Below are 23,497 nucleotides of genomic sequence, written 5' to 3' on the forward strand. Positions count from 1 at the left end.
TCCACCTTTGTTCCGAAGCTCACCGTGCGGCGAAGGTGCTAGGCTCCCCCGGATTATGGATTGGTTCTACGCCATCGTGTACGGGATCGTGGAGGGCATCACGGAGTTCTTGCCCATCAGCTCGACCGGACACCTGATCCTGGCGGGCAACCTGATGGGCGTGCCCTGGACGAAGGAGGTCAAGGACGCCTTCGAGGTCGTCATTCAGGGCGGCGCGATTCTGGCGGTGCTGGCGTATTACTGGCGCGACTTTCTGGAGATTCGCCGTATCGGGCAGGACCGAACCCAGCAGAGGCTGTGGCTGGGCGTGCTGGTGGCGTGCATCCCCGCCGTGATCCTGGGCCTCGCCTTCGGGGACGCGATCAAGGCGAATCTCTTCCGGCCCAGCGTGGTCGCCTGGGCCTTGATCGTCGGCGGCGTGCTGATGTGGGTGATCGAGAGCCGCCGTGTGACGCCGACCGTGCGGCAGATCGAGGGCATCGGCGTGCGGAAGTCCCTCCTGATCGGGGCGCTGCAATGCCTCGCGCTGCTGTGGCCGGGCTTCTCGCGCAGCGCGAGTTCCATCCTGGGCGGCATGGTGCTGGGGCTGGACCGTCCCACCGCGACCAAGTTCAGCTTCTACCTCGGCGTGCCCACCCTCGGCGGCGCGGCGCTCCTGAACCTCTTGCAGGAACGCGAGCTGATCTTGCAGGAGATCGGCCTCCTGAACGTCGTGCTGGGTGCCGTGACGAGCTTCGGCGTGGCGTACCTCGCCATCGGCTGGCTGCTGCGCTTCGTGTCCACCAACGACTTCAAGGGCTTTGCCGTGTACCGCGTCGTCGTAGGTGTTGTGATTCTGGTGCTGATTGCCACGGGCGTCATGAGCAATGGGAGTTTGGCATAGGGCGGCCAGCTTCCAGCCGCCAGCTTGAAGACCGTTCCTCCTCTGCGAGACTCAGGCTGTGCTCACCTCTCCGCCCAAGCTCTACCGTCCCTTCCTGAGCGGGCGGTACACCGTTTCGGCGGGGCTGTACCGGTTGGGTGTTCAGGCGGTGCCGTGGGTCGGACCGGACGCATCTTCGGTCTTGGAGGGGCACACCTTCGCCCTCGACCGCGAGTCCCCGCGCTTCGTGGCGAGCAAGGCCGCCGCCCACCGCCGGGCGCTCCACGAGTACGCGGGGGAGGCGGGCCTGACGCCGGAACTGCGGGAAGCGGCGCTGTCCTTCGTCGCCCGCACGCTCGCCCGTGAAAGCGGCGGGGTGATGACCTGGGACGGGCGGACGTTCACCAACCACGCGCTCGGCTGGTCTGCCGACTTGGGCCTACGCTGGGGAAGATTGAAGGACCTGCGCCGCTTTAACGCTCCCCTCGCCCCTCTCATTGCCGACCTGACGCCCGTGAACGCGCTCGATTTCCTCGGGCTGAATGCTCAGGAAGACCTCGCCATCATCGCTCGCCATCCCGACGGCGGGGACTGGCTGGCCGCCGTCCACGTCCTCTCGCCCCAACATTGGGACCCGCGCGACAAGCTGGGGCGGGACTTCGTGGCGGTGCATGAGCCGGTCGCCGGAAGCGGGCCGATGAATGCCACCGCTGCCCGACTGGTGGACGCCGTGATCTCGCGCGGGCCGTTCGTGCGCTTCGCGTGGGGCGTGGCGATGAGCGACCGTCTCGACCATCATCCCGTTGCGCCACTTGATCCCGACCGGAACCCCGACACCCATTTCGACCCAGAACGGGCCTTCCTGCGGGTGGAACGGCAGACCTTGACGGGCTTCCCAGAAGCTCACGGAGCACTCTTCACCATCCGGCCCTACATCTCCCCTCTGCCGGAGGTGGTCGCAGACCCGGCCCATGCCCGCCTCCTCGCCGCCGCGCTGCGGACGATGACGCCGGGGCAGGTGGCGTACAAGGGTCTCGTCCCGCTCCTGCCTGACCTGCTCGCGTGGCTGGACGGCTTAGACTCTGACGGATGAGCTTTTCCCACCTGCCGCGTTTCCTGCGGCCCCTCCTCCTCGGCGGGCTGCTCGTCGCCTGCGCGCCGCCCGACGAGGGGCAGGCGACGGCGACCCAGACCGTCCAAACGTCCACGACCACGCGGGCGACCCGTGACCCGCAGAGCGGCCTGCCCCTCCTCACCGCCTCCGACCTCCCGCGCGAGGCCCGGCGCACCCTCACCCTGATTCGGGTGGGCGGCCCCTTTCCCTATGCGAAGGACGGCAGCACCTTCGGCAACCGCGAGGGCATTCTCCCCCGGCAGAGGCGGGGCTACTACCGCGAGTACACCGTGCCCACCCCCGGCGAGGACGACCGGGGCGCGCGGCGGCTCGTGTGCGGCGGCCCCGTGCGCGCGGTGGACGAGTGCTACTACACCGCCGACCACTACCGCTCGTTCGGGCGGGTGCAGCCGTGATCAACGTCTTCAGCGCCCCGCCGCAGGGCATCCAGACGGCCCCGCACGACCCGCGCATCGTTGCCGCCGGGTATCAGGTCTCCGTGCGCGAGATCGACCTCTCGAACGTGCGCGACAAGGAGGGCCTGATGCTCGCCGTCCTGCGCGGCCTGGCGCTGACCGAGAGCTTCGGGCGCAACTGGGACGCCCTGTACGACGTGCTCACCGATCCCCAGTCCCGCCCCACCCGCTTCGCCGTCGTGCTGTGCGACTACGAGCACTTCCGCAAGCGCAATAAGAATCTCGGCGCTGAACTGGAGGCCGTGTTGCTCGACGCCCAGCGCGACGCCGCCCGGCAGGGCCGCTCACTGTGGCTGCTGGCGGAGGAACCGGCGAGCGACCCTCGGGCGTGGTAGGGGGGAGGGGTTAGGAGTGAGGGATGAGAACCGCCGTGAACGTCATCGCCTCGCTGAGAGAAACCTGTGGGTGGTAGATGCCCGCGCCGGGGTCGTAGGCACCGCCCGGCCACACCTCTGCCAGCGTCAGCCCGGTGTCGGAGAGCAGCAGGCGCAGGTCGGCGGGGCTATAGCAACGGAGAGACTGGGTGAACGGTTCCTCGCCATTGGGCGCGTAGGTGTCCAGCATCCGGCAGCCGTCCGCGTCGAAGCCGTAGGTCTGGGTGAATGTCTCCGTCCGTCGGGTAAAGCCCGCGTGCCGTGCCCAGTACCACGGCGTATACACGTCCACGTAGGCCGTTCCGCCCGGCGCGAGCCACCCCGCCACCCGCGAGAGGAGACGGCGTTGATCGTCGTCCTCCCCGATGCCGAAGCCGTCCCAGTAGCACACGGTGTCGAAGGGGCCGCCGGGGTCGGCGGTGTAGAAATCCGCCGTCAGCGTCCGCACCGTAACTCCGTGCTCGGCGGCGAGTTGGTGAGTATGTTCACTTCCCCCCGGCATCAATTCCAGCGCCGTCACCCGATACCCGGTGAGCGCGGCGGCGACGGCAAATTGCCCCCCGCCCGCGCCGAGTTCCAGCAGCGTGCCCGGCCCTCCCCGGTGCGCCGTGACCCGAGAGGCGAGCGTCGTGTGATGGGTGTGGATGGGAGCGTGATAACAGCCGGTGAGGGCGTCCTGCCGCTCGTAAAATGAGTGGGACCAGTGCATGTGAGAACCTCCAGCATGAGAGCGTGACGCCGCGCGGTGAGGCGGGGCAGACGGTTCAGGACTGGACGTTCAACGCAAGCGCATGGAGAAGAAGTCTCCTTGAGATGACGACACGGTACACGGCGAGGGTGCCCACGCGCCCCGTCCTTTTGGCCTACCCCTGCTACACTCCCCCGCGATGAGCGGCCCCCGGCACATCCTCGGCATCGACACTTCCTGCGACGACACGGGGGTAGGCGTGGTGGAACTCGCGCCGGATGGCTCGGTGCGGGTGCTCGCCAACCGGGTCTGGTCGCAAACGGTCCACGCCCAGTACGGCGGTGTCATGCCCGAACTGGCGAGCCGCGAGCACATGGAGCGCATCGACGCGGTGATGGGGGGCGCGCTGGCCGAGGCGGGTCTGAGCGTCGGTGACTTGGATGCGGTCGCCGCCACCTCCGGCCCCGGCCTCGTCGGCGCGCTTCTCGTGGGTTTGATGTACGGCAAGGGATTGGCTCAGGCACTCGGTATTCCCTTCTACGCGGCGCATCACCTGGAGGGGCACATCTACGCGGCGGCCTCGGAGGCGGACCTCATCGCCCCCTACCTCGCCCTCGTGGTGAGCGGTGGGCACACGCACCTCTTCGACGTGCCGCGTGACGGCGAGTATGTCCTCGTGGGCGCGACGCGGGACGACGCGGCGGGCGAGGCGTTCGACAAGATTGCGCGGCTGGCGGGGCTGGGGTATCCGGGCGGCCCGGCGATCAGCGAGGCGGCCCTGAGAGGCAATCCCGACGCTGTGCCCTTCAAGGAACCCTTGCAGGGGCAGAAGGGTTTCGACTTCTCCTTCAGCGGCCTGAAGACGGCGGCGCTGCTCGCGCACAAGGCGGGAGCCAACCCCGAAGACCTCGCCGCCGGATTCGAGCGGGCCGCCGTGCGCTTCCTCGTGAGGACGACGCTGCGGGCCGCGCAAGCTCACGGGCGAGAAACGGTCGTCGTCTCCGGTGGGGTGGCGGCGAACCGGGCGCTGCGTGAGGCGTTCGCGGCGAGTGGCGTGCGGGCCGTCTTTCCCGGCCAGGGCCTGAACACCGACAACGGGGCGATGATCGCGCTGGCGGGGGCGGCGGCGATTCGGGCGGGCCGCTCGTCAAGTCCGCTCAGCGAGGGGGCCGTGGCCTACGCGCCGCTGGCGAACGCCTGAGCGTCACTCCTCCCAGGGGTTGAGGAACGGGACACCGAGGGCCTGAAAGTCAGCGGTGTTGCGGGTAGCAACCGTCAAGCCGTGCTGTGCGGCGGTGGCGGCGATCATGGTGTCGCCCCAGGGTGGGGGAAGTCCCTTTCCGGCCTGCTCGTCGAGCATCCGTCCCCAGCGCCGGGCGATGGGCAGGGTGACGTGCAGGATACGCCCCTCGAAACGTGGGAGGAGGGCGAGCGTGAGCCACTCGGCCAGTTCCCGGCTGCGCCGTGTCGGTCCACCCGCGCGCCGTTCGAGTGAGGCGATGCCACGTTCGATCTCACCCAGCGAGATGACGCTGAGAAATGCGGTTTCCAGTTCGACCCGTTGCATCCAGGCGACCACCGAGGGGTCGGGGCGGCGGTTCATCTCCTCGCTGACGACATTCGTATCGAGAAGGAACAAGGTCACTCCGGGTCAAACTCGAAGTGATCGTTTCGCCAGAGGTCGGCCTTCCGGTCGATGATCAGCTCCTCCTCGGCAGTTCTCGCTTTCGGAGCGTCTTTCAGAGCGTCCCAAAGCGTTGTTCCGACCCCAGGTGCCCCCGCAGGCTCAGCCGTCGTCTCCGCCCTTTGAAGATGAACGGCGGGCCTGCCCTCCCGCGTGATCACGATGGTTTCCCCCGCCTCGGCCTCCCGCAACAACTCCGCCATCTGCGCGGCGAACTCGGCCACATCCACGGTTCTGGTCACGGCATCCCCTCCGATCAGCCTTCCTCCTCCCAGTGTACCCGCCCTCCTCCCTGAGCCGCCCCAACTCAACTTCCCTACACGTGTCTCACTGAAGTTGTGAGGCGGGCGTCAGGCCGGGCAGGCTATACTCGGGCGATATGTTTCGTGTCCTGAACAAGGTGTTCGACAACAACCAGCGCGACGTGCAGCGCATCGTCAAGACGGTGGTGCAGCCCGTGAACGCGCTGGAGGAAGAGACGATGAGGGTGGAGGACCTCGCGGCGGCCTTTATGGACCTGCGCCGCCGGGTGCAGGAGGGCGGGGAGTCGCTCGACGACGTGATCGTGCCCGCCTTCGCCCTGATCCGGGAGGCGGGCCGCCGCTCCATCGGCAAGCGACATTACGACGTGCAGCTCGTCGGCGGGGCGGCCTTGCACCAGGGCCGCATCGCCGAGATGCGAACCGGCGAGGGCAAGACGCTCGTCGCCACGCTGGCGCTGGCCCTCAACGCGCTGGAGGGCCGGGGCACCCACCTCGTCACCGTGAACGACTACCTCGCCCGCGTCGGGGCCGAGGAGATGGGCCTGCTGTACCGCACGCTGGGCCTCACCGTCGGCCTCGCCAGCCGCGACATGCAGCCGCACCAGCGCCAGGCCGCCTACGCCTGTGACATCACCTACGTCACCAACTCGGAACTCGGCTTCGACTACCTGCGCGACAACATGGCCCAGAGCCGTGAACAGCTCGTGCTGCGCGAGGGGCACCCCCTCAACTTCGCCATCGTGGACGAGGTGGACTCCATCCTGATCGACGAGGCCAGAACGCCGCTCATCATCTCGGGCGCGGCGGAGAAGGCCACCGACCTCTATTACGTCTATGCCAAGCTGATCCGCCGCCTGCAACGGGGCGAACCCGCCGAACCCGGCAAGCGCACCGAGCCGACGGGCGACTACACCATCGACGAGAAGGGCAAGCAGGTCCACATCACCGAGGGCGGCATCACCAAGATCGAGCGGCTGCTCTCGCTGGGCGACCTCTACAGCCCCGAGAACATGGACAAGGCGCACATGATCACCCAGGCGATCCGGGCGCGCGAGCTGTACCAGCGCGAGAAGGACTACATCGTGAACGCCGAGGGCGAGGTCGTCATCATCGACGAGTTCACCGGGCGCTCCATGCCGGGCCGCCGCTACGGCGAGGGGCTGCACCAGGCCATCGAGGCGAAGGAGGGCGTCAAGATCGAGAACGAGAACCAGACGCTCGCCACGATCACCTACCAGAACTTCTTCCGCCTGTACGGCAAGTTCGCGGGCATGACGGGCACCGCCAAGACCGAGGAGAAGGAGTTCCTCGACATCTACGGCTCGGACGTGCTCGTGATCCCCACGAACAGGCCCATCGTCCGCAAGGATGCCGACGACCTCGTGTACCGCTCGCGGATGGGCAAGTACAACGCGGTCGTGGAGGAGGTCAAGGAGATGCACGCGACCGGGCGGCCCGTGTTGATCGGCACGGCGAGCATCGTCACCTCGGAGCAACTGAGCGAGCTGCTGACCCAGGCGGGTATCCCGCACAGCGTCCTCAACGCCAAGTACGAGGCGCAGGAGGCGAGCATCATCGCGCAGGCGGGTCGCTCGGGCACCGTCACCATCGCCACGAACATGGCCGGGCGCGGTACCGACATCAAGCTGGGCGGCGACGCCGAGTTCATCCTGGGCGAGGCCATCGAGGGGCAGCTCGGCATGAGCCGCTTCGCCCCCGAGGTCGAGAATTTCATCAAGGCGATCAGCCGTCAGGACCCCGAGGCCGAGCGGCTGGGGCTGCTCATCCCCGGCGTCACCCCCGACTTCATCCGGCAGGCGCAGCAGCTTCAGGCCGACACCATCGCCGACCATGCCCGCGTGCAGGAGATCGGCGGGCTGCACATCATCGGCACCGAGAGGCACGAGTCGCGCCGGATCGACAACCAGCTCCGGGGCCGCGCGGGGCGTCAGGGCGACCCCGGCTCCAGCCGCTTCTACGTCTCGTTCGAGGACGACCTGATGCGCCTGTTCGCCAACGACCGCGTGGTGGCGATGATGGACCGCCTCGGCATGGACGACACCCAGCCCATCGAGGCGAAGATGGTGACGGGGGCCATCGAGCGGGCGCAGGCGCGGGTGGAGGACCGCAACTTCGGCATCCGCAAGCAACTGCTGGAGTTCGACAACGTGATGAGCAAGCAGCGCGACACGGTGTACGCCCAGCGCCGCGAGGTGCTGCTCGGGGCCGACGAGGACGTGGAGGAGTCGACCGAGGGCATGATCGCCGACTTCACGGAGATGCAGCTCGCCACCCACGCGCCCGCCGATCAGGCCGCCGAGACGTGGGACCTGGAGACCCTGCGGACGAACATGCTCGACGCCGTGCCCCAACTGGAGACGTACGACTTCGAGGCCCTGCGCGGCATGGCCCCCGACGCGGCGCATGCCCACCTCCTGAACGCCGTCGCCGACACCTTCGACGCCCGCCGGGAGGAACTCAGCCCCACGATGCTCAACTCCCTCTCGCGCTACGTCCTCCTGCAAGTCGTGGACCAGCACTGGAAAGAGCACCTGCACGGCATGGACGTGCTGCGGCAGGGCATCGGCCTGCGCGGCTACGGCCAGCGCGACCCCTTCACGGAGTACAAGTTCGAGGCGACGAACATGTTCAACGACATGATCGATACCCTCAAGGGCGAAGTGACGAAGTTCGTGTTCAGGATGCAGTTCGGTCAGGCGAGCTGAGCCGAAACACAGGAGAGAAGAGGGGGCGTGGGCTGGATGGCTCGCGCCCTCCTTCTATGCTGTAAGCGGGAAGGTGTTCACGTCGGACCATGAGTGAACGCAAGGCATTTCGGGTTGAGGATGGGACCGAGGAATTCGGCAGAGTGAGGGAAAGTGCGGATGACTCGATTTGGCGGAGATGGGAGGAGCCTCAAAGACAGGGGGTGAGGGTTCCCCCGTTACTCCTCCTTGCGAAGCAGCAGGCTCTTGAGGTAGAGGCTTTCGGGCACGCTCAACAGGTGGGGATGGTCGGCGGGCTGGTAGGTGACGGTGACGACCTCGGCATCGCACCCGGCCTCCCCGGCGGCGACGCGGGCGGCGTCGAGCAGGTCGCCCACCCCGATGTAGTGCGCGCAGGTGCTCACGAGGAGATGCCCGCCGGGCCGCAGCATCCGCAGGGCGCGGCTCGTGCCGTCCGTGAAGATGCGCTTGGCGCGCGGCACGTCCTCCCGCCGCTTGGCGAGGGTGGGGGGGTCCAGCACCGCCGCCCCGAAGCTCCGGCCCTCACGCTCCAGCGCCGTCAGGGTTTCCAGCGCGTCGCCCCAGCGCACGCCGACACTCACCCCGTTCTCGCGTGCCTCGCGTTCCAGCACACCGAGCGCGACCTGATCCTTGTCGATGGCGACGGGTTTGGCCCCCGCCCGCGCCGCGTGCAGAGAGAAGCCCCCGGTGTACGAGTACACGTCGAGAAAGCCCTCGCCCGGACGGACGAGCGAGCGCAGCAGGCGGCGGTTGTCGCGCTGGTCGAGGAAAAAGCCCGTCTTCTGCGCGTCCAGCGGGCTGAAGTGCAGCGCGAGGTCGTCCTCGTGAAAGGTCACGCGCTCCGGCACGTCGCCCCACAGGACGCCGGAGCGGAGGTCCAGCCCCTCGCGGCGGCGCTCGCCCGTGTCGCTCCGCTCATAGGCGGAGGTCGCGCCCGTCTCCTCGCGCAGCGCCCGCAGGATGAGGTCACGGTGGCGCTCCACCCCCGCGTTGCGAAGCTGCACGCCCAGCACGTCCCCGAAGCGGTCGGCCACCACGCCGGGCATCCCGTCCGCCTCGGCGTGCAGAACGCGCAGGCCGTCGGTGTCCACGACCCGCCCCGCCCGCCGCGCCAGCGCCGCCCGCACCCGAGCGCGGTAGAAGTTCAGGTCGATGTCCTCCCGCGTCCACGTCAGCATCCGCAGGGGGGTGGCCCCCTCCGGGTTGAAGTAGCCGCGCCCGACCACGGAGCCGTCCGGTGCCCGCACGTCCACGACCTCGCCCGCCGCGATGCCCGCGTCCGCGTCCCCGATGTCCCCGGCGTGCCCGAAGGGGTAGCGGCCAAGAGTGCGCCGCACCGCGCCCGGTTTGAGCGTCACGCCCGCCAGCTTGCTCGCCTTTCTGGTCATCCGGGCAGGGTAGCAGGGTGGGTTGGAAGGGATGAGTGATGGGGGGTGAGTGATGAGAGATGAGGAGAAAGACGGCGCTGCCCCCTGAAACTACTGATGCCCGACGATGGGATGGGGCACGTACGGCTCTTCCAGGGACGTGACCTCTTCCTGCATCAGTTTCACGGACAGCGCACCCACCGCATCCTCCAGGTGCCTGATCTTCGTCGCCCCGATGATCGGTGCCGTCACCGGCTGCTTCTGGAGGAGCCAGGCGAGCGCGATATGGACGCGCGGAACACCGAGCTTCCCGGCTAAGTCCGCCACCCGTTCCACGATCTGCCGGTCCGTGCCCTCGGTCGCGCCGTACTTGCTCCTGGCGATCTGATCGGTCTCGGAACGGAGCGTGCTCTCCGACGACCAGTCGCGCGTCAGTCGCCCGGAGGCGAGCGGGCTGTAGGGAATCACGCCGATGCCCTCCGCGCGGCACAGCGGCAGCATCTCCCGTTCCTCCTCCCGGTAGATCAGGTTCAGGTGGTCCTGCATCGAGACGAAGCGCGTCCAGCCGTGCCGCTCGGCGACGTGCAATGCCCGCTGGAACTGCCACGCCCACATGGCGGAGGCCCCGATATAACGTGCCTTCCCCGCCTTTACCACGTCATGCAGGGCCTCCATCGTCTCCTCGATGGGCGTGTGGGGGTCCCAGCGATGAATCTGGTAGAGGTCCACGTAGTCCGTGCCCAGCCGCTTCAGGCTGTGGTCGATCTCGCTCATGATCGCCTTGCGCGACAGCCCGCCGCCGTTCGGCCCCTCACGCATCCTGCCGTGCAGCTTGGTGGCGATGACGACCTCATCCCGGTTGGCGAAGTCCCGCAAGGCTCGCCCAAGAATCTCCTCGCTCACCCCGAGGGAATAGACGTTGGCGGTATCGAAGAAGTTGATGCCCAACTCGACGGCTTTCTGGATGACTGGGCGGCTCTCCTCCTCGCCCAGGACCCATTTGTGAATCCAGCGTTCCGGGTCCCCGAACCCCATGCAGCCGAGGCAGATGCGGGACACGTCCAGTCCGGTGCTTCCCAGCTTCGTGTAGTCCATATGGGCTGCCTCCCCTTCCACGACCTGCGTTCTGGTTCCAATCGCCGATCCAGTCCACCGCCAACGGGAGTAGAGGGCTGAGGAAGGAACGGCAGGGAGACACGAGTGATGCGCTGTCCCGGATGCGCCGTCCCGACTTCAGGTTACTCTCCCCCACACATGAGGCCGGACCTCACCGTTTACCTCGGCCAGCGGGTGCGCGTCGTCGTGGACCGCCCGCTGGGCAGCGTGCATCCGCGCTGGCCGGACCTCGTGTACCCGGTGAATTACGGAGAACTGCCGGGCACCATGAGCGGGGATGGCGCACCCATCGACGTTTATCTCCTCGGCTGGACGGAACCTGTGCGGGAGGCCGAGGGCGTCGTGGTCGCCGTTATCCTCCGCACCGATGACGTGGAGGACAAGCTGATCGTGGCGCGGGAGGGCACGACTTGGACGGATGCGGAGATCATGGGGGCCGTCTTCTTTCAGGAGCGGTTCTTCGACTCGCGGCTCGTGCGTTAACTTGCCGGGTATGACAGCTTCAGAGCGGCCCGTGACACTCATCACCGGGGCGACGGGCGGCATCGGCATGGCGCTCGCGCGGGAACTCTCGGGGACTCACGACCTCATCTTGCAGGGGCGGGACCCGGAAAGGCTCGCCGCCCTCTGCGCCGAGGTGGAGGGGGCGACGCCGCTGCCGCTCGATCTCACGCGCCCGGAGACGTTCGGGGCGGCTCTGGCGGACCTCGGACGGGTCACGAACATCATCCATAACGCGGGCGTCGTCGAGTTGGGTGCCGTGAGTGAGCAGGAACACGCGGTCTGGACGCATACCCTCGCGGTGAACGTGGTCGCCCCCGCCGAGCTGACCCGGCTGCTGTTGCCTCACGTGCGGGCCGAGCGGGGTACGGTCGTCTTCATCAACAGCGGGGCGGGCCTGCGCGCCAACCCCGGCTGGGCGAGCTACGCGGCGAGCAAGTTCGCCCTGAAAGCACTGGCCGACGCCCTGCGCGACGAGGAGGCACCTCACGGGGTCCGCGTCACCACGGTCTATCCGGGCCGCACCGCCACGCCCATGCAGCGCAAGGTGAGGACGCAGGAGGGCGCGGAGTACGATCCCGGCGAGTTCATCGACCCGGCGACCGTCGCCGCCACCGTCCGCTTCGTGCTGGAGGCCCCGCGTGACGCCACGTTGCCCGACGTGAGCGTGCGGCCCGGCCCGCGCTGAGGCGGTGTGAAGGCGGTCCTCTTCGACCTCGACGGCACCCTGCACGACCGCGCCGCGACGATGAGGGCCTGGCTGAGCGGCCACGTCACGCGCCACGCCCTCCCGGACGGGTACGCCGAGCGGTTCGTCGTGCTGGACGACTTCGGCTACCGCCCGAAGCGGGAGGTGATGCCCCTCCTCGTGCGCGAGTTCGCCCTGACGCACGACCCGCAGACGCTCCTCGACGATTTCTCGTCCCACTCGCTCGCTGTCCCCGTCCCCATGCCCCACGCGGCGGACGTGCTGCGCGAGTTGCGGCGGCGCGGCGTGAAGGTCGGCATCGTGACGAACGGGTGGGTGGAGGTTCAGACCATGTGCCTCGAACGGAGCGGCCTTGCCCCGCTGGTGGACGACGTGGTGATCAGTGAGGGAGTGGGGGTGCGGAAGCCCGACCCGGCCATCTACACGCTCGCTCTCCACCGTCTCGGCGTGGGTGCGGCGGACGCCTGGTTCGTCGGCGACTCGCCCCGCAACGATATCTGGGGGCCGCAACAGGTCGGATTGCGCGCGGCCCTCCTCCCGACCGGACACCCGCTCATGGAAGAGGTGCCGGACGCGGTGCTGGGGGACTTGCGGGACGTGCTGAGGCTAAGTTGATGCTCAGGAACTCTGCAACAGGGCATAGACGCGCGAGAAGTCGAGCCTCTCCAAGTCGTCCTCGTGGATGAGGAAGCCGAAGTACCCGGCGTCACCGAGGAGGAAGTCGAGGGAGCGGATGGAGTCGAACGTGGCGAGGTTGCGCCAGCGTTGAATAGCACTCTGATGCTCCGAGTCGTCGCTGTCGAAGGAGTCAGACGGGCCGAGTTCACGCAGTTCGAAGGCACTCTCTCGCGGGTCATGGCCGATGCCCGCGACGTGGCCGAGGAGCTGACCGGCGAAGTCAGCACCGGGGCGGGCACCCTCGGTCACGTTGAAGGCGTCCCCATAGGCCTGCTGTTCTTCCTCGCTCATGTCCGCCGTCACCTCGTCGTAGTCGCCCGTCGCCCACTGCGGCAGGTCGGCGCGCGGCACGATCCGGAGGCGATGCGGCGGCATCTCGCCCCATTCGGTGTCGAGTTCGGGGTCGGCGCGTCGCAACGGCGCGTCCGCGTCCACGAGGACGACGTGGGCCGCGTCGCTCGTCATGTCGGCGAAGAATTGCAGCAGTCCCCTTTGCGGAAACGGATTCTCCTCGTCGGGCACGAGGTCGGCGAGATTGATCTGCGCCACGAAACCCATCGGGAACCTGCCCAGACGCGGCCACTCGAACCCTTCGGGAACGTCAGGCCCGCCGCCCCAGCGTGACTCGCCCACCTCAGCGTCCGATTCACCGTTCAGATGCAGGTCGAAGGCGAGGCGAGCGTGGGGCAGGAGCCTCGTTTCGTGGGCCGACACCCCGGCCTGTTCGATGCGGAGACGCAACGCTTCGAGAAGATGGGGCTGCATGGGGTCAAGTATGCGGGTTCCCGCGTGGCCCGCCTCCGCCCCTCCACAAGCCACGGGCCACCCGCCACAAGCCCCCTGTTACCATGCCCCGCGTGTCCCCCACCGCCCTCCCCGTCTTCGAGGTGCTGCCCGAGCTGCGCGCGGTGCTGGCGGCGCACCCGCTGGTCGTGCTTCAGGCACCGCCGGGAGCGGGGAAGAGCACGGGCCTGCCGCTGGAACTGCTGAACGAATCCTGGCTTGCCGGACGGACCATCGTGATGCTCCAGCCCCGGCGGGTGGCGGCGCGGGCGGTCGCGGCCCGGCTCGCCGAGGGGCTGGGGGAGGAGGTCGGCGGAACGGTCGGGTATCGGGTCCGGTTCGAGTCGCGCGTGTCGCCCCGCACCCGCATCGAGGTCGTCACCGAGGGCATTCTCACCCGCCGCCTGCAACGGGACCCGGAACTCGGCGGCGTCGGCCTCGTCATCCTCGACGAGTTCCACGAGCGGTCGCTGAACGCCGACCTCGCCCTCGCCCTGCTGCGGGAGGTGCAGGGGGCGCTGCGGGACGATCTGCGCGTCCTCGTGATGAGCGCGACGCTCGACCCGGCCCTCCCCGAGCGGCTGGACGCCCCGTTCGTGCGGAGCGCCGGGCGAACGTACCCGGTCGAGGTCCGTTACCTGAACGCCGACCCGACGGGCCGCGTGGAGGACACGGTGGCCCGAGCGGTGCGGACGGCTCTGGAGACGCACCCGGAGGGCGACATCCTCGCCTTCCTCCCCGGTGTGCGCGAGATTCGCGGGGCGGGGGCGGCCTTGCCCGACGTGAACGCCGTGGTGTTGCCCCTTTACGGCGACCTCCCCCTCGGCGAGCAGCGCCGCGCCCTCGTGCCCGACCCCGCCGGGCGGCGCAAGGTCGTGCTGGCGACCTCCATCGCGGAGACGAGCCTCACGCTGGCGGGCGTTCGGGTGGTGGTGGACGGCGGGCTGAGCCGGACGCAACGCTTCGACCCCGGCACGGGCCTGAGCCGGATGTTGACGGAACGGGTCACGCGCGACGCCGCCGAGCAGCGGGCGGGCCGCGCCGGACGCACCGCGCCGGGCACCGCCTACCGCCTGTGGAGCGAGCGCACCCACGCCCTCCTGACTGCCGCCCGCCCCCCCGAGATCGAGGAGGCCGACCTCGCGCCCCTCATGCTGGAACTGGCCGGTTGGGGGGCACCTGACCCGCAGGCCCTCGCCTGGCTGGACGCGCCGCCGGAGTCTCGCGTGGCCGCCGCCCGGAGCCTGTTGCGTGACCTGGACGCCCTGGACGACGCGGGCCGCATCACGCCGCGCGGCTTGGCCCTCCTCGAATTGCCCACCCATCCGCGCCTCGCCCACCTGCTCCACGATGGGGCGAGTCTCGATTTGGGTGCCCTGGCCGCCGACGTGGCCGCGCTGCTGGAGGAACGGGACCCGCTGGGGCCTGGGACCGGAGCTGATCTCAGCGACCGGGTGGCGGCGCTGCGGGCGTGGCGACGGGGGGCGCGGGGCGGGGGAGACCTTGCCGTGCTGGAGCGAGTCGAACGCCTCTCCCGCCGGTGGCGCACGGCCCTGCGTGTCCGCCCGGACGACACGCCGCCCGACGCCTTCGCGGTGGGGCAACTCGTGGCGCTCGCCTACCCCGAGCGGGTGGCCCTCGCGCGGGAGGTCGGAGGGGGCCGTTACCTCCTCGCGGGCGGGCGGGGCGCGCGGCTGCCGGAGGGCGACCCCCTCGCCGTCAGCCCCGCCCTCGCCGTCGCCCACCTCGACGCGGTGAGCTGGCGCGGCACGGGGGAGGGCCGCATCCACCTCGCCGCGCCCCTGGACCCCGCCCTGCTGGAGGAGAGGGCGCAGGTGAGGGACGTGGTGCGCTGGGACGCCCGCACCGGAACCCTCGTGGCCCAGCGGGAGCGGCACGTCGGTGCCCTCGTGCTGAGTGCCCAACCTTTACGCGACCTGCCACAGGAAGCCCGCGTGAATGCCCTCGCTGACGCCCTCCGCGCCGAGGGCCTCCACCTCCTGAACTGGACGCCCGACGCCGAAGCACTGCGCGCCCGCGTGGAGTCCGTGCGGCGGTGGCGACCGGAGGAAAGCGACTGGCCCGACCTCTCCGATGCGGCATTGCTCGCCACCCTGGAGGACTGGCTCGGCCCGCACCTGGAGGGCGTCCGCACCCGCGACGACCTGAAACGGGTGAACCTCCTCCCCGCCCTGACCGCCCTGCTTCCCTGGCCCCTGCTGCGGCAGTTGGACGACCTGGCCCCCACCCACCTCACCGTCCCGACCGGCTCGCGCATTCGCCTCATGTACCAGCAAGGCGGCAGCGCGCCCGTCCTCGCCGTCAAGTTGCAGGAACTCTTCGGCCTCGCCGAGACGCCGACCGTGAATGGGGGCCGGACGCCCGTGCTGCTGCACCTCCTCAGCCCCGCCGGGCGGCCCGTGCAGGTGACGCAGGACCTCCGCTCGTTCTGGAACTCCTCCTACTTCGAGGTGCGCAAGGACCTGCGGGGCCGCTACCCCAGGCACCCCTGGCCGGACGACCCCTGGACCCACGCGCCGATGCGGGGAACGAAGAAACGGGGCATGTAATCTTCCGCTGGCGGCTGGAAGCTGGCGGCTCCAGCCACGCAAAACCCGCCCGGTGAGGGGCGGGCCTGGCAAGCCGAGCTTCAGAACAGTTGGGCGAGTGCCCCGGCGATCAGGGTCACGAGGAGGACGGCGGCCATCACGGCGAGTGTCCGGCCCGGATTGACCGGGTTCACGCGGCCCGCCCGTGCCCGCCCTGGGCGGCGGGGTGGATGCTGCCGAGCGCCGCCTTGAGGTGCTTGTACACCTCGCGCTGGAGTTCGAGGTCTTCGGGCAACTCGTACTTGAGCTGCTCCATCGCCTGCACGATGTGCGCGCCGCCGGGCGAACGTTCGTGGTCGGGCCGCGCCCACTCGGGTAGCTCGGGCGTGACGGCGGGTTCGCGCCGCGCGTCGTTCCAGTCCACCCACTGCTTGGGCAGGTCGTACAGGTAGCGCCCGATGCCGAACTGCACCGCGCACCGCTTCAGCGCGTCACTGGAAGCGGCCTTCAGCGTCCCGTACTCGCCCTCGCCCGCCTCGCCGATGTCCTCACGCGTCACGCTCAGCACCGTCAGGCGACCCTTGACGGTCGGCGTCGCCGTCCCCGGCACGACCTCGATCTCGAAGGACCAGCCGTCGGGGCAGATCGCGTCCAGCCGGTCCTGCACGGCGCGCGCGTCCACATAGGCGAGCAGCAGCGCCCGGCTGCGGTCCTTCGTGAAGGACTGGGGCTTCCACCCCACCAGATGAGCGGGAAACGGGGCCTGGAGTCGTTTCTGAACATCGCTCAGCTTCATGGATTTAGTCTATAACAGAACGTAATTACGGTCAAGGCGTAACGAGGGGGAGTCCAGGTGGGCTTTGGTTGAAGTGTTCGGAGCATCGGGAAGCTTGTCGTAGTGGCGGGGGTCCTGACTCAGAGTTTGGGCGAGGGCTGTTCTGAGCGGTCGTTGATGTGGCCGTTTTGTCGTCCCAGACGGTTGCTTCTGCTTAGGCTTCGAGAAAAAGGTGAGTTGACGGGCTGCTTTCCTGGAAGCCATGCCCGCTCACCCCCTCTCCTGCGGAGCTGTGCCAGTCCCAGCCTCCCCCCAGGGGACGCTTGGTGTGAATTGCAGATCGGGCAGTAGATGTGTTTTTGCCGTCTGGCAAAAGGACGAGCGCCGCTCGTCACCCCTCTCCCCAGCCCTCTCCCGCAAGGGGAGAGGGAGTAAAAAGCACGTCTGCAATGCTGGCTTTCTATTACACGTCAAGCATTCACGGGGGAGGGGCAAAAGAGGGTCTACATTGTCTGTAGACGTTGACCGGAACCCCCACGTGTCCAGCACATTCCTGTCTTCCCCGTGTTCCGGGCCGTAGCATGCCCCGCATGACCCAGACCGCCCCCAGCCGCACCGCCACCGTTCGGCGCACGACGAGCGAAACGGACGTGACCGTGACGCTCGACCTCGACTCCGCCGCCTACGAGCCACCCGCCACCGGGCACGGCTTCCTCGACCACATGCTCGACGCGCTCGCCCGGCATGCCCGTATTGGCCTGAGCGTGCGGGCGCAGGGGGACCTGTACATCGAGGCCCACCACCTCATCGAGGACACGGGGATCACGCTGGGGCAGGCGCTCTCCCAGGCGCTCGGCGACCGCCGGGGCATCGAGCGGTACGGCAGCGCCTTCGTGCCGATGGACGAGACGCTCGCCCACGTCGTCCTCGACCTCTCGGGCCGGGCGCACCTCGCCTTCGAGCCGGAGCGGCTGGACGTGTGGGGCGACGCGGGCGGCATGACCCACTACCACCTGCGGGAGTTCCTGCGCGGCCTGTGCAACCACGCGGGCGTGACCCTCCACGTCCGGCTGCTCGCGGGCCGGGAGGCGCACCACGTCATCGAGGCGATTGTGAAGGCGTTCGCGCGGGCGCTGAGAGACGCCGTGCGGGTCACGTCGGGCGAGTTGGCAAGTACGAAGGGGGTGCTGTGAGCGTCCCCGAAGTCCTCCTCCTCGATTACGGGGCCGGGAACGTCCGCAGCGCCGCCAAAGCTCTGGAGCGCGCGGGGATGACGGTGCGCGTCTCCGACTCGCCCGCCGACGTGCCGCACGCGCCCGCCCTTGTCGTGCCGGGGCAGGGGCACTTCCGGCAGGTCATGGAGGCGTTCGACACGGGCGGCTTCCACGGCCCGGTTCTGGACGCCGCCCGCGCGGGCACACCGCTCCTCGGCATCTGCGTCGGCATGCAGATGCTCCTCACCGACTCGGAGGAGGCACCGGGCACGCCGGGGCTGAACCTCGTGCCCGGCACGGTGCGGAAGTTCGCCGCCGGGGAGGGCCGCAAGGTTCCCCAGATGGGGTGGAACAGCCTCGACAAGGTGGGCGACTCGCCCCTGCTGCGGGGGCTGGCCTGCCCCGCCTACGCCTATTTCGTCCACTCGTACTACGTGCCGCTGGGCGTGGACGTGGACGCGGGTGCCCTCACCGAGTACGGCGTCCCCTTCTGGGCGGCCTTCAGCCACGGCAACATTCACGCCACGCAATTTCACCCGGAGAAGAGCGGCGCGGTAGGGCTGGCGATTCTGGAGCGGTTCCGGCGGCACGTGCTGGAGAAGTAGGTGGATGGCGAGGAACGGGTCGTCCTCACGCTGAGCCGTGCCGAGGCCCTGGTCCTCTTCGAGTGGCTGGCCCGGTGTGATGAGGCGGCGTCCTTCTCCTTCGACCACGAGGCCGAGCAGAGGATTGTCTGGACGCTGGAGAGTCAGCTCGAAAAGGCCCTGCCGGAGCTGCTGAGCGCGGAATATCGGCTCAAGTTGGAGCGGGCCAGAAATAGCGTGCTAGACGGCGAGAACCCGTCCTGAACGACAGAAGTCTGCCCCCAGTACCCGTCTTTGCCCTTCCCTCATCTGCGCTTCCCGTCTGGACGCCCCTCCCTCTGCCTCCCGACCCCACCCGGTAGACTCGTCTCATGAACAACCTGCTCCCGCCGGGTGTGCTGCCCCTCGACCACGGCCATCTGCAAAAGCTCGCCACGGCGGACCTCGTGCGGCCCGATCACCTCCTCGGCGCTCATCCGGTGACGCAGGACGGCGTGGAGGGCGTGCGCTTCGCCGTGTGGGCACCGAACGCGCAACACGTCAGCGTGGTGGGCGACTTCAACGGCTGGAACGGCTTCGACAACGCGATGGAGCGGCTGGACTTCGGGTACTGGGGGGCGTTCGTGCCCGCCGCGCGGCACGGGCAGCGGTATAAGTTCCGGGTGACGGGCGCGGACGGGCGCACCGTGGACAAGATGGACCCCTACGGCAGCTTCTTCGAGGTGCGGCCCCTCACCGCGAGCATCGTCTGGGACCAGCCCTTTACGTGGACGGACCACACCTGGATGCAGGAGCGGCGGGCCGGATACGACCGCCCCATCTCCGTGTACGAGGTCCACGTGGAGTCGTGGGCGCGACGCGAGGACGGCTGGTTCCTGAACTACCGCGACCTCGCGCACCGCCTCGCGGAGTACGTGGGCTACCTGGGCTACACCCACGTCGAGCTGATGGGCGTGATGGAACACCCCTTCGACGGCTCGTGGGGCTATCAGGTCACGGGCTACTACGCCCCGACGAGCCGGATGGGCAGCCCGGAGGACTTCAAGTACCTCGTCAACCACCTCCACGAGAAAGGGATCGGCGTGTACCTCGATTGGGTGCCCGGCCACTTCCCGACCGACGAGGTGGGGCTGGCACACTACGACGGCGGGCCGCTGTTCGAGTACGCCGATCCGCGCAAGGGCTTCCACAACGACTGGAACACCTACATCTTCGACTACGGGCGCAACGAGGTCGTGATGTTCCTGATCGGCTCGGCGCTCAAATGGCTCCAGGACTTCCACATCGACGGGCTGCGGGTGGACGCGGTGGCCTCGATGCTGTACCTCGACTTCTCGCGGACCGAGTGGGTGCCCAACATCCACGGCGGGCGTGAGAATCTGGAGGCCATCGCCTTCCTCAAGCGGCTGAACGAGGTCACGCACCACATGGCTCCCGGCAGCGTCACCATCGCGGAGGAGAGCACGGCCTTTTCCGGCGTGACGACGCCGACGCCGCACGGCCTGGGCTTCGACTACAAGTGGGCGATGGGCTGGATGAACGACACCCTGCGCTACTTCGAGGAGGACCCCCTGTGGCGCAAGTACCACCACCACGCGCTGACCTTTTTCAACGTGTACCGCGCGACCGAGAACTACGTCCTCGCCATCAGCCACGATGAGGTCGTCCACCTCAAGAAGTCCATGATCATGAAGATGCCGGGCGACTGGTACGCCCAGCGCGCGAACTACCGCGCCTTCCTGGCGATGATGTGGACCACGCCGGGCAAGAAGCTCCTCTTCATGGGGCAGGAGTTCGCCCAGCCGACCGAGTGGAACCACGAGGGGCAACTGCCCTGGCACCTCGCCGACGTGCCCGACCACCGGGGCATCCTGAACCTCGTGCGGCGGCTCAACGAGCTGTACGTGGGGCGGCCCGACTGGCACACGGGCGACGTGGGGTCCGAGGGGCAGGTGTGGGTGAGCGGCGACGACGCCGACAACAGCGTGTACGCCTACATCCGCCGCGATCCGCAGGGGACGGCCTGGAGCCTCGTCGTCGCCAACCTGACCCCGGTGTACCGCGACCTGTACCCGGTCGGCGTTCCCCAGGCGGGCGAGTACCGGATGCTCCTCTCCACCGACGACGGCGAGTACGGTGGCTTCGGGACCCAGCAGCCCGACCTGACCACGAAGGAGCAAGGTTGGAACGGCCAGCCGTACCACCTGCGCCTCAACCTCCCGCCCACCAGCGTGCTCGTGCTGGAGCCGGTGGGGAAGACCGAGGAGGTGCCCACCGAGGGGCAGACGAAGGGCCAGACGCCAGAACCCCAGGCCCGCGAGGAAGTTGCCGACCCCGAGTTGAAGGAGACCTCGCCGCCCGTCACGCCCCCCACCGGCGACGACCGTTGACCGGACCGGAGCGCCCCCGCCCGGACGCGCTGGCCGCCGTCAGCCTCGTGCTGCTGGCGCTCGTCGCGGTGCTGCTGCTGCTGCCGCTGCTCGGCGGTCCGCTGCCCAGCCCGTATCTCGTGGTCGTCCTCCTCGTGGCGCGGCTGGGGGTGCAACTCCTGCGCGCCCGGCGGAATCCCGAGTTGCGGCGTCCGGCGAGCTGGGCGCTGGACCTCATCCTGATCGGGCTGCTGTTCTACGCGGCGTCGAGTCGGCCCCCCGCCTGAGACCGGGCCTGAGCGTGGGCACCCCTTCCCTCCTCGCCCGGCTGGTGCGGCGGCTGGTCCCGCCCTTCCGCCTCCGCAACGTCTACGAGCGCGTGCTGGGCACGGAATTGGAGATGCAGGTCGTGGCGGACACGCGCGCTCAGGCGCAAGAGGCCGAACGCGCCGCGCTGAACGAGATCGACCGCCTGACCCTCGTGCTGAACCGCTTCGACTCGCAGAGCGAGTTCCGGCGCTGGCAGGCCCGGCCCGGTGAGCGGGTGGCGCTCGGCCTGGACCTCCTGCGCGTGTTGAGGGCGGCGGACCACTGGCGGGAGGCGACCGGAGGCGCATTTCACCCTGGCGCGGACGCCTTCGGTGAGCTGTGGGGGCGGGCGGAGGGGACAGGGAGTGGGCCGGACGCCGCCGAGCTTGCGGCCCTCGCCGGGCGGTTGCGGGAAGCGCCGTGGACCCTCTACCCGGACGACACGGCCACTCTTCACGCCACATCTCCGCTGGGATTGAACGCGCTGGCGAAGGGGGATGTCGTGGACCGGGCCGCCGAGGCCGCATTCGCCTTGCCGGGCGTGCGGGCCGTCCTCGTCAACGTCGGGGGCGACCTCCGTACCCTCGGTGGGACCGGGTTGACGGTCGCCGTCGCTGACCCCTTCAGCGCGCGGGACGACCTGCCGCCCCTGTGCCGTGTCCATGTGCGGAACGGTGCCCTCGCCACCAGCGGGGACGCGCGGCGCGGCTACCGGGTTGGGGGGACGTGGTATTCCCACCTCCTCGATCCGCGCACGGGCTGGCCCCTATCAGGCGTGCCCGGCGTGACCGTCACCGCCCCCGACTGCCTCACCGCCGACGCGCTCGCCACGGCCCTCAGCGTGCTGGACGTGCCGGGGGGACTGGCCCTCGCCGACGCCACCCCCGGCGCGGCGGCGTTGATCGTCACGCGGGACGGTGGGCGGCACCGCAGCGGGAGTTGGCTAGAAGTCGCTGCCTCTTAACACCCCTCTAACCGGGGGAGTCCAACGTGCGACACGGTTTGTCCGCCCGCAAGACGGCAGGCTCAAGGCCGCACGTCCCCCTCCCCCACGCCCGCCCCAGGAGACCCCGACCGTGACCCACGACACCCGCCGTTCCGCCCTGCGCAAGCTCGCCACCGCCGGGGCCGCCCTCCTGCTCTCCCGCGTCGTGCCCGCCGGGGCCGCCGCGACCACGCCCGCCACGACAAAGCGGTGGGCGGCGGGGCAGGCGCTGGACATCTCCTTCACGGTCGCCACGCAGGCGGGGGGCCGCGTCAAGCGTCCCTACGTCGCCGTGTGGATCGAGAACGGGCAGGGCCAGTCCGTCCGCACCCTCACCGTCTGGGTGCAGACGAGTCGGCCTGGGCCGCGCTGGATTCCCGACCTGCGCCGCTGGTACCGCGCCAACAGCGAACTCGTGGACACCGTGAGCAGCGCCACCCGCAACCCCGGCACGTACGCCGTCGCCTGGGACGGCAAGACCGACCGGGGTGCGCTCGTCCCGCAGGGCGACTACTACGTGTGCATCGAGACCGCCCGCGAACACGGCCCCTACAGCCTCGTCCGGGAGAAGGTGACGGTGGCCGCCACCGCCTTCAAGAAGACGTTGACGGCGGACAACGACATCGAGGCGGCGAGTGTCTCTTTCGGCAGAGCCTGAAGCTGCCGTCCGTCCAGCGGTGGTTCGCCGTCCCCGCTCTCTCCGTGCCCGAACCCACGTCTGGCTGCGCTGGCTGCACACCTACACGAGCATGATCAGCCTCCTCGTGGTGCTGTTCTTCAGCCTCACGGGCATCACCCTCAACCACCCCGACTGGGCTTTCGGCGGGGCCGAGACACGCCGGGAGGTGACGGGCACCCTGCCCGCCGGGTGGATTCGCGGCGAGGAGGTGAACTGGCTGCTCGTCGCCGAGGAGTTGCGCGCCCAGCAAGGAGTGAAGGGCCGGGCCGGGGATACCCGCGTGGACGGCGAGGAGGCCAGCCTGTCCTTCCGCGCGCCGGGCTACAGCGCGGACGCCTTTATCGAGACGGCGACCGGGCGCTACACGCTGAACGTGGAGGCGCAGGGGGCCGTGGCGGTTCTCAACGACCTGCACCGGGGCCGCGATTCGGGCGGCGCGTGGGCGTGGCTGATCGACGTGAGCGGCGTGTTCCTGACCGTCGTGTCGCTGACTGGCCTGGGCATCCTGCTGTATCTCAGGAAGACCCGCGTCAAGGCGCTGGCCGCGATGCTGGCCGCCGGGGCGCTCGTCGTGGTCCTCGCCCGGCTCGCCATCACCTGACCGGGCTTGAGCCGCCGCCCCCGCCCGCGCTATGCTCCCCCCATGACCGTGAACGGCGCGTGGTGGTGGC

Annotated in this window: 25 protein-coding genes; 18 read left to right on the forward strand and 7 right to left on the reverse strand. The window is 69.2% G+C overall.

Going from position 1 to position 23,497, the window contains the following annotated elements; all coding sequences use genetic code 11:
• The first annotated feature begins 55 nt into the window (after positions 1-55).
• The 4 genes from V3W47_RS06360 to V3W47_RS06375 are packed head-to-tail and all read left to right on the forward strand — an operon-like array spanning position 56 to position 2,787.
• Positions 56-883 (forward strand): undecaprenyl-diphosphate phosphatase, encoded by an 828-nt coding sequence (locus V3W47_RS06360; RefSeq protein ID WP_331824348.1) that lies wholly within the window; start codon positions 56-58, stop codon positions 881-883.
• A 58-nt stretch (positions 884-941) separates the two neighbouring features.
• Positions 942-1,955: a heme-dependent oxidative N-demethylase subunit alpha family protein gene (locus V3W47_RS06365; RefSeq protein ID WP_331824349.1), complete on the forward strand. Its 1,014-nt coding sequence runs from the start codon at positions 942-944 to the stop codon at positions 1,953-1,955.
• Entirely contained in the window at positions 1,952-2,392 is a 441-nt protein-coding gene (locus V3W47_RS06370) for a guanyl-specific ribonuclease (RefSeq protein WP_331824350.1), read from the forward strand. The genes V3W47_RS06365 and V3W47_RS06370 overlap by 4 nt, the downstream gene beginning before the upstream one ends.
• Positions 2,389-2,787 carry a barstar family protein gene (locus V3W47_RS06375; protein ID WP_331824351.1) on the forward strand — a complete coding sequence of 133 codons (399 nt, stop codon included), beginning with the start codon at positions 2,389-2,391 and terminating at the stop codon, positions 2,785-2,787. Before V3W47_RS06370 ends, V3W47_RS06375 begins: the two co-directional genes overlap by 4 nt.
• 10 nt (positions 2,788-2,797) lie before the next feature.
• Here the strand turns inward: V3W47_RS06375 and V3W47_RS06380 are convergent, their stop codons facing one another.
• The gene (locus V3W47_RS06380; RefSeq protein ID WP_331824352.1) at positions 2,798-3,535 is read right to left on the reverse strand and encodes a class I SAM-dependent methyltransferase; all 738 of its coding nucleotides are present in this window, start codon (positions 3,533-3,535) and stop codon (positions 2,798-2,800) included.
• A gap of 178 nt (positions 3,536-3,713) precedes the next feature.
• Here V3W47_RS06380 and tsaD point away from each other — a divergent pair, with 178 nt between their 5' ends.
• Positions 3,714-4,715: a tRNA (adenosine(37)-N6)-threonylcarbamoyltransferase complex transferase subunit TsaD gene (gene tsaD / locus V3W47_RS06385; RefSeq protein WP_331824353.1), complete on the forward strand. Its 1,002-nt coding sequence runs from the start codon at positions 3,714-3,716 to the stop codon at positions 4,713-4,715.
• 3 nt (positions 4,716-4,718) lie between these two features.
• On the opposite strand, the gene V3W47_RS06390 is transcribed toward tsaD, so the two are convergent.
• Positions 4,719-5,153 carry a type II toxin-antitoxin system VapC family toxin gene (locus V3W47_RS06390; RefSeq protein WP_331824354.1) on the reverse strand — a complete coding sequence of 145 codons (435 nt, stop codon included), beginning with the start codon at positions 5,151-5,153 and terminating at the stop codon, positions 4,719-4,721.
• A gap of 2 nt (positions 5,154-5,155) precedes the next feature.
• Entirely contained in the window at positions 5,156-5,440 is a 285-nt protein-coding gene (locus tag V3W47_RS06395) for a type II toxin-antitoxin system Phd/YefM family antitoxin (protein ID WP_331824355.1), read from the reverse strand.
• A 137-nt stretch (positions 5,441-5,577) separates the two neighbouring features.
• Here V3W47_RS06395 and secA point away from each other — a divergent pair, with 137 nt between their 5' ends.
• The gene (gene secA, locus V3W47_RS06400; protein ID WP_331824356.1) at positions 5,578-8,187 is read left to right on the forward strand and encodes a preprotein translocase subunit SecA; all 2,610 of its coding nucleotides are present in this window, start codon (positions 5,578-5,580) and stop codon (positions 8,185-8,187) included.
• Positions 8,188-8,405: 218 nt separating this feature from the next.
• On the opposite strand, the gene V3W47_RS06405 is transcribed toward secA, so the two are convergent.
• A complete protein-coding gene (locus V3W47_RS06405) occupies positions 8,406-9,596 on the reverse strand; it encodes a class I SAM-dependent rRNA methyltransferase (protein ID WP_331824357.1) in 1,191 nt (396 codons plus the stop codon).
• A 90-nt stretch (positions 9,597-9,686) separates the two neighbouring features.
• Positions 9,687-10,670 carry an aldo/keto reductase gene (locus tag V3W47_RS06410; protein WP_331824358.1) on the reverse strand — a complete coding sequence of 328 codons (984 nt, stop codon included), beginning with the start codon at positions 10,668-10,670 and terminating at the stop codon, positions 9,687-9,689.
• Positions 10,671-10,829: 159 nt separating this feature from the next.
• Here V3W47_RS06410 and V3W47_RS06415 point away from each other — a divergent pair, with 159 nt between their 5' ends.
• From V3W47_RS06415 to V3W47_RS06425, 3 genes are read left to right on the forward strand one after another with little or no spacing between them, the layout of a single operon-like run.
• Positions 10,830-11,174, forward strand: coding sequence for an inorganic diphosphatase (locus tag V3W47_RS06415; RefSeq protein WP_331824359.1), 345 nt, complete (start codon positions 10,830-10,832; stop codon positions 11,172-11,174).
• Between the two features lie 10 nt (positions 11,175-11,184).
• Positions 11,185-11,880 (forward strand): SDR family oxidoreductase, encoded by a 696-nt coding sequence (locus tag V3W47_RS06420; RefSeq protein WP_331824360.1) that lies wholly within the window; start codon positions 11,185-11,187, stop codon positions 11,878-11,880.
• 6 nt (positions 11,881-11,886) lie between these two features.
• A complete protein-coding gene (locus tag V3W47_RS06425) occupies positions 11,887-12,516 on the forward strand; it encodes an HAD family hydrolase (protein WP_331824361.1) in 630 nt (209 codons plus the stop codon).
• Between the two features lie 3 nt (positions 12,517-12,519).
• On the opposite strand, the gene V3W47_RS06430 is transcribed toward V3W47_RS06425, so the two are convergent.
• Positions 12,520-13,344, reverse strand: a complete 825-nt coding sequence (locus V3W47_RS06430; protein WP_331824362.1) for a DUF1963 domain-containing protein — start codon at positions 13,342-13,344, stop codon at positions 12,520-12,522.
• Between the two features lie 83 nt (positions 13,345-13,427).
• Here V3W47_RS06430 and hrpB point away from each other — a divergent pair, with 83 nt between their 5' ends.
• Positions 13,428-15,932 (forward strand): ATP-dependent helicase HrpB, encoded by a 2,505-nt coding sequence (gene hrpB, locus V3W47_RS06435; RefSeq protein ID WP_331824363.1) that lies wholly within the window; start codon positions 13,428-13,430, stop codon positions 15,930-15,932.
• 169 nt (positions 15,933-16,101) lie between these two features.
• On the opposite strand, the gene ddrA is transcribed toward hrpB, so the two are convergent.
• Complete coding sequence (gene ddrA / locus V3W47_RS06440) at positions 16,102-16,707, reverse strand: single-stranded DNA-binding protein DdrA (protein WP_331824364.1); 606 nt, start codon at positions 16,705-16,707, stop codon at positions 16,102-16,104.
• A 569-nt stretch (positions 16,708-17,276) separates the two neighbouring features.
• On the opposite strand from ddrA, the gene hisB reads away from it, so the two are divergent.
• The 8 genes from hisB (at position 17,277) to V3W47_RS06480 (ending at position 23,427) form a co-directional block, all read left to right on the forward strand.
• Positions 17,277-17,879 (forward strand): imidazoleglycerol-phosphate dehydratase HisB, encoded by a 603-nt coding sequence (gene hisB, locus V3W47_RS06445; RefSeq protein ID WP_331824365.1) that lies wholly within the window; start codon positions 17,277-17,279, stop codon positions 17,877-17,879.
• On the forward strand, positions 17,876-18,505 hold the full coding sequence (gene hisH, locus V3W47_RS06450; RefSeq protein ID WP_331824366.1) for an imidazole glycerol phosphate synthase subunit HisH: 630 nt from the start codon (positions 17,876-17,878) through the stop codon (positions 18,503-18,505). The genes hisB and hisH overlap by 4 nt, the downstream gene beginning before the upstream one ends.
• Complete coding sequence (locus tag V3W47_RS06455; RefSeq protein WP_331824367.1) at positions 18,506-18,748, forward strand: hypothetical protein; 243 nt, start codon at positions 18,506-18,508, stop codon at positions 18,746-18,748.
• Positions 18,749-18,855: 107 nt separating this feature from the next.
• Positions 18,856-20,874 (forward strand): 1,4-alpha-glucan branching enzyme, encoded by a 2,019-nt coding sequence (locus V3W47_RS06460; RefSeq protein ID WP_331824368.1) that lies wholly within the window; start codon positions 18,856-18,858, stop codon positions 20,872-20,874.
• Positions 20,871-21,140, forward strand: a complete 270-nt coding sequence (locus tag V3W47_RS06465; RefSeq protein WP_331824369.1) for a hypothetical protein — start codon at positions 20,871-20,873, stop codon at positions 21,138-21,140. Before V3W47_RS06460 ends, V3W47_RS06465 begins: the two co-directional genes overlap by 4 nt.
• Before the next feature lie 14 nt (positions 21,141-21,154).
• Complete coding sequence (locus tag V3W47_RS06470; RefSeq protein WP_331824370.1) at positions 21,155-22,126, forward strand: FAD:protein FMN transferase; 972 nt, start codon at positions 21,155-21,157, stop codon at positions 22,124-22,126.
• Between the two features lie 112 nt (positions 22,127-22,238).
• Positions 22,239-22,805: a DUF2271 domain-containing protein gene (locus V3W47_RS06475; RefSeq protein WP_331824371.1), complete on the forward strand. Its 567-nt coding sequence runs from the start codon at positions 22,239-22,241 to the stop codon at positions 22,803-22,805.
• A gap of 19 nt (positions 22,806-22,824) precedes the next feature.
• Positions 22,825-23,427 carry a PepSY-associated TM helix domain-containing protein gene (locus V3W47_RS06480; RefSeq protein ID WP_331824372.1) on the forward strand — a complete coding sequence of 201 codons (603 nt, stop codon included), beginning with the start codon at positions 22,825-22,827 and terminating at the stop codon, positions 23,425-23,427.
• The last annotated feature ends 70 nt before the right edge of the window (positions 23,428-23,497 follow it).

The sequence above is a fragment of the Deinococcus sp. YIM 134068 genome (assembly GCF_036543075.1).
Classification (GTDB): Bacteria; Deinococcota; Deinococci; order Deinococcales; family Deinococcaceae; genus Deinococcus; species Deinococcus lichenicola.

Coding starts and splice junctions, on each gene's coding strand:
- V3W47_RS06360 (WP_331824348.1), top strand. CDS start 56: ATGGATTGGTTCTACGCCATCGTGTACGGGATCGTGGAGGGCATCACG.
- V3W47_RS06370 (WP_331824350.1), top strand. CDS start 1,952: ATGAGCTTTTCCCACCTGCCGCGTTTCCTGCGGCCCCTCCTCCTCGGC.
- V3W47_RS06380 (WP_331824352.1), bottom strand. CDS start 3,535: ATGCACTGGTCCCACTCATTTTACGAGCGGCAGGACGCCCTCACCGGC.
- tsaD (WP_331824353.1), top strand. CDS start 3,714: ATGAGCGGCCCCCGGCACATCCTCGGCATCGACACTTCCTGCGACGAC.
- secA (WP_331824356.1), top strand. CDS start 5,578: ATGTTTCGTGTCCTGAACAAGGTGTTCGACAACAACCAGCGCGACGTG.
- V3W47_RS06405 (WP_331824357.1), bottom strand. CDS start 9,596: ATGACCAGAAAGGCGAGCAAGCTGGCGGGCGTGACGCTCAAACCGGGC.
- V3W47_RS06410 (WP_331824358.1), bottom strand. CDS start 10,670: ATGGACTACACGAAGCTGGGAAGCACCGGACTGGACGTGTCCCGCATC.
- V3W47_RS06415 (WP_331824359.1), top strand. CDS start 10,830: ATGAGGCCGGACCTCACCGTTTACCTCGGCCAGCGGGTGCGCGTCGTC.
- V3W47_RS06420 (WP_331824360.1), top strand. CDS start 11,185: ATGACAGCTTCAGAGCGGCCCGTGACACTCATCACCGGGGCGACGGGC.
- V3W47_RS06430 (WP_331824362.1), bottom strand. CDS start 13,344: ATGCAGCCCCATCTTCTCGAAGCGTTGCGTCTCCGCATCGAACAGGCC.
- hrpB (WP_331824363.1), top strand. CDS start 13,428: ATGCCCCGCGTGTCCCCCACCGCCCTCCCCGTCTTCGAGGTGCTGCCC.
- ddrA (WP_331824364.1), bottom strand. CDS start 16,707: ATGAAGCTGAGCGATGTTCAGAAACGACTCCAGGCCCCGTTTCCCGCT.
- hisB (WP_331824365.1), top strand. CDS start 17,277: ATGACCCAGACCGCCCCCAGCCGCACCGCCACCGTTCGGCGCACGACG.
- V3W47_RS06460 (WP_331824368.1), top strand. CDS start 18,856: ATGAACAACCTGCTCCCGCCGGGTGTGCTGCCCCTCGACCACGGCCAT.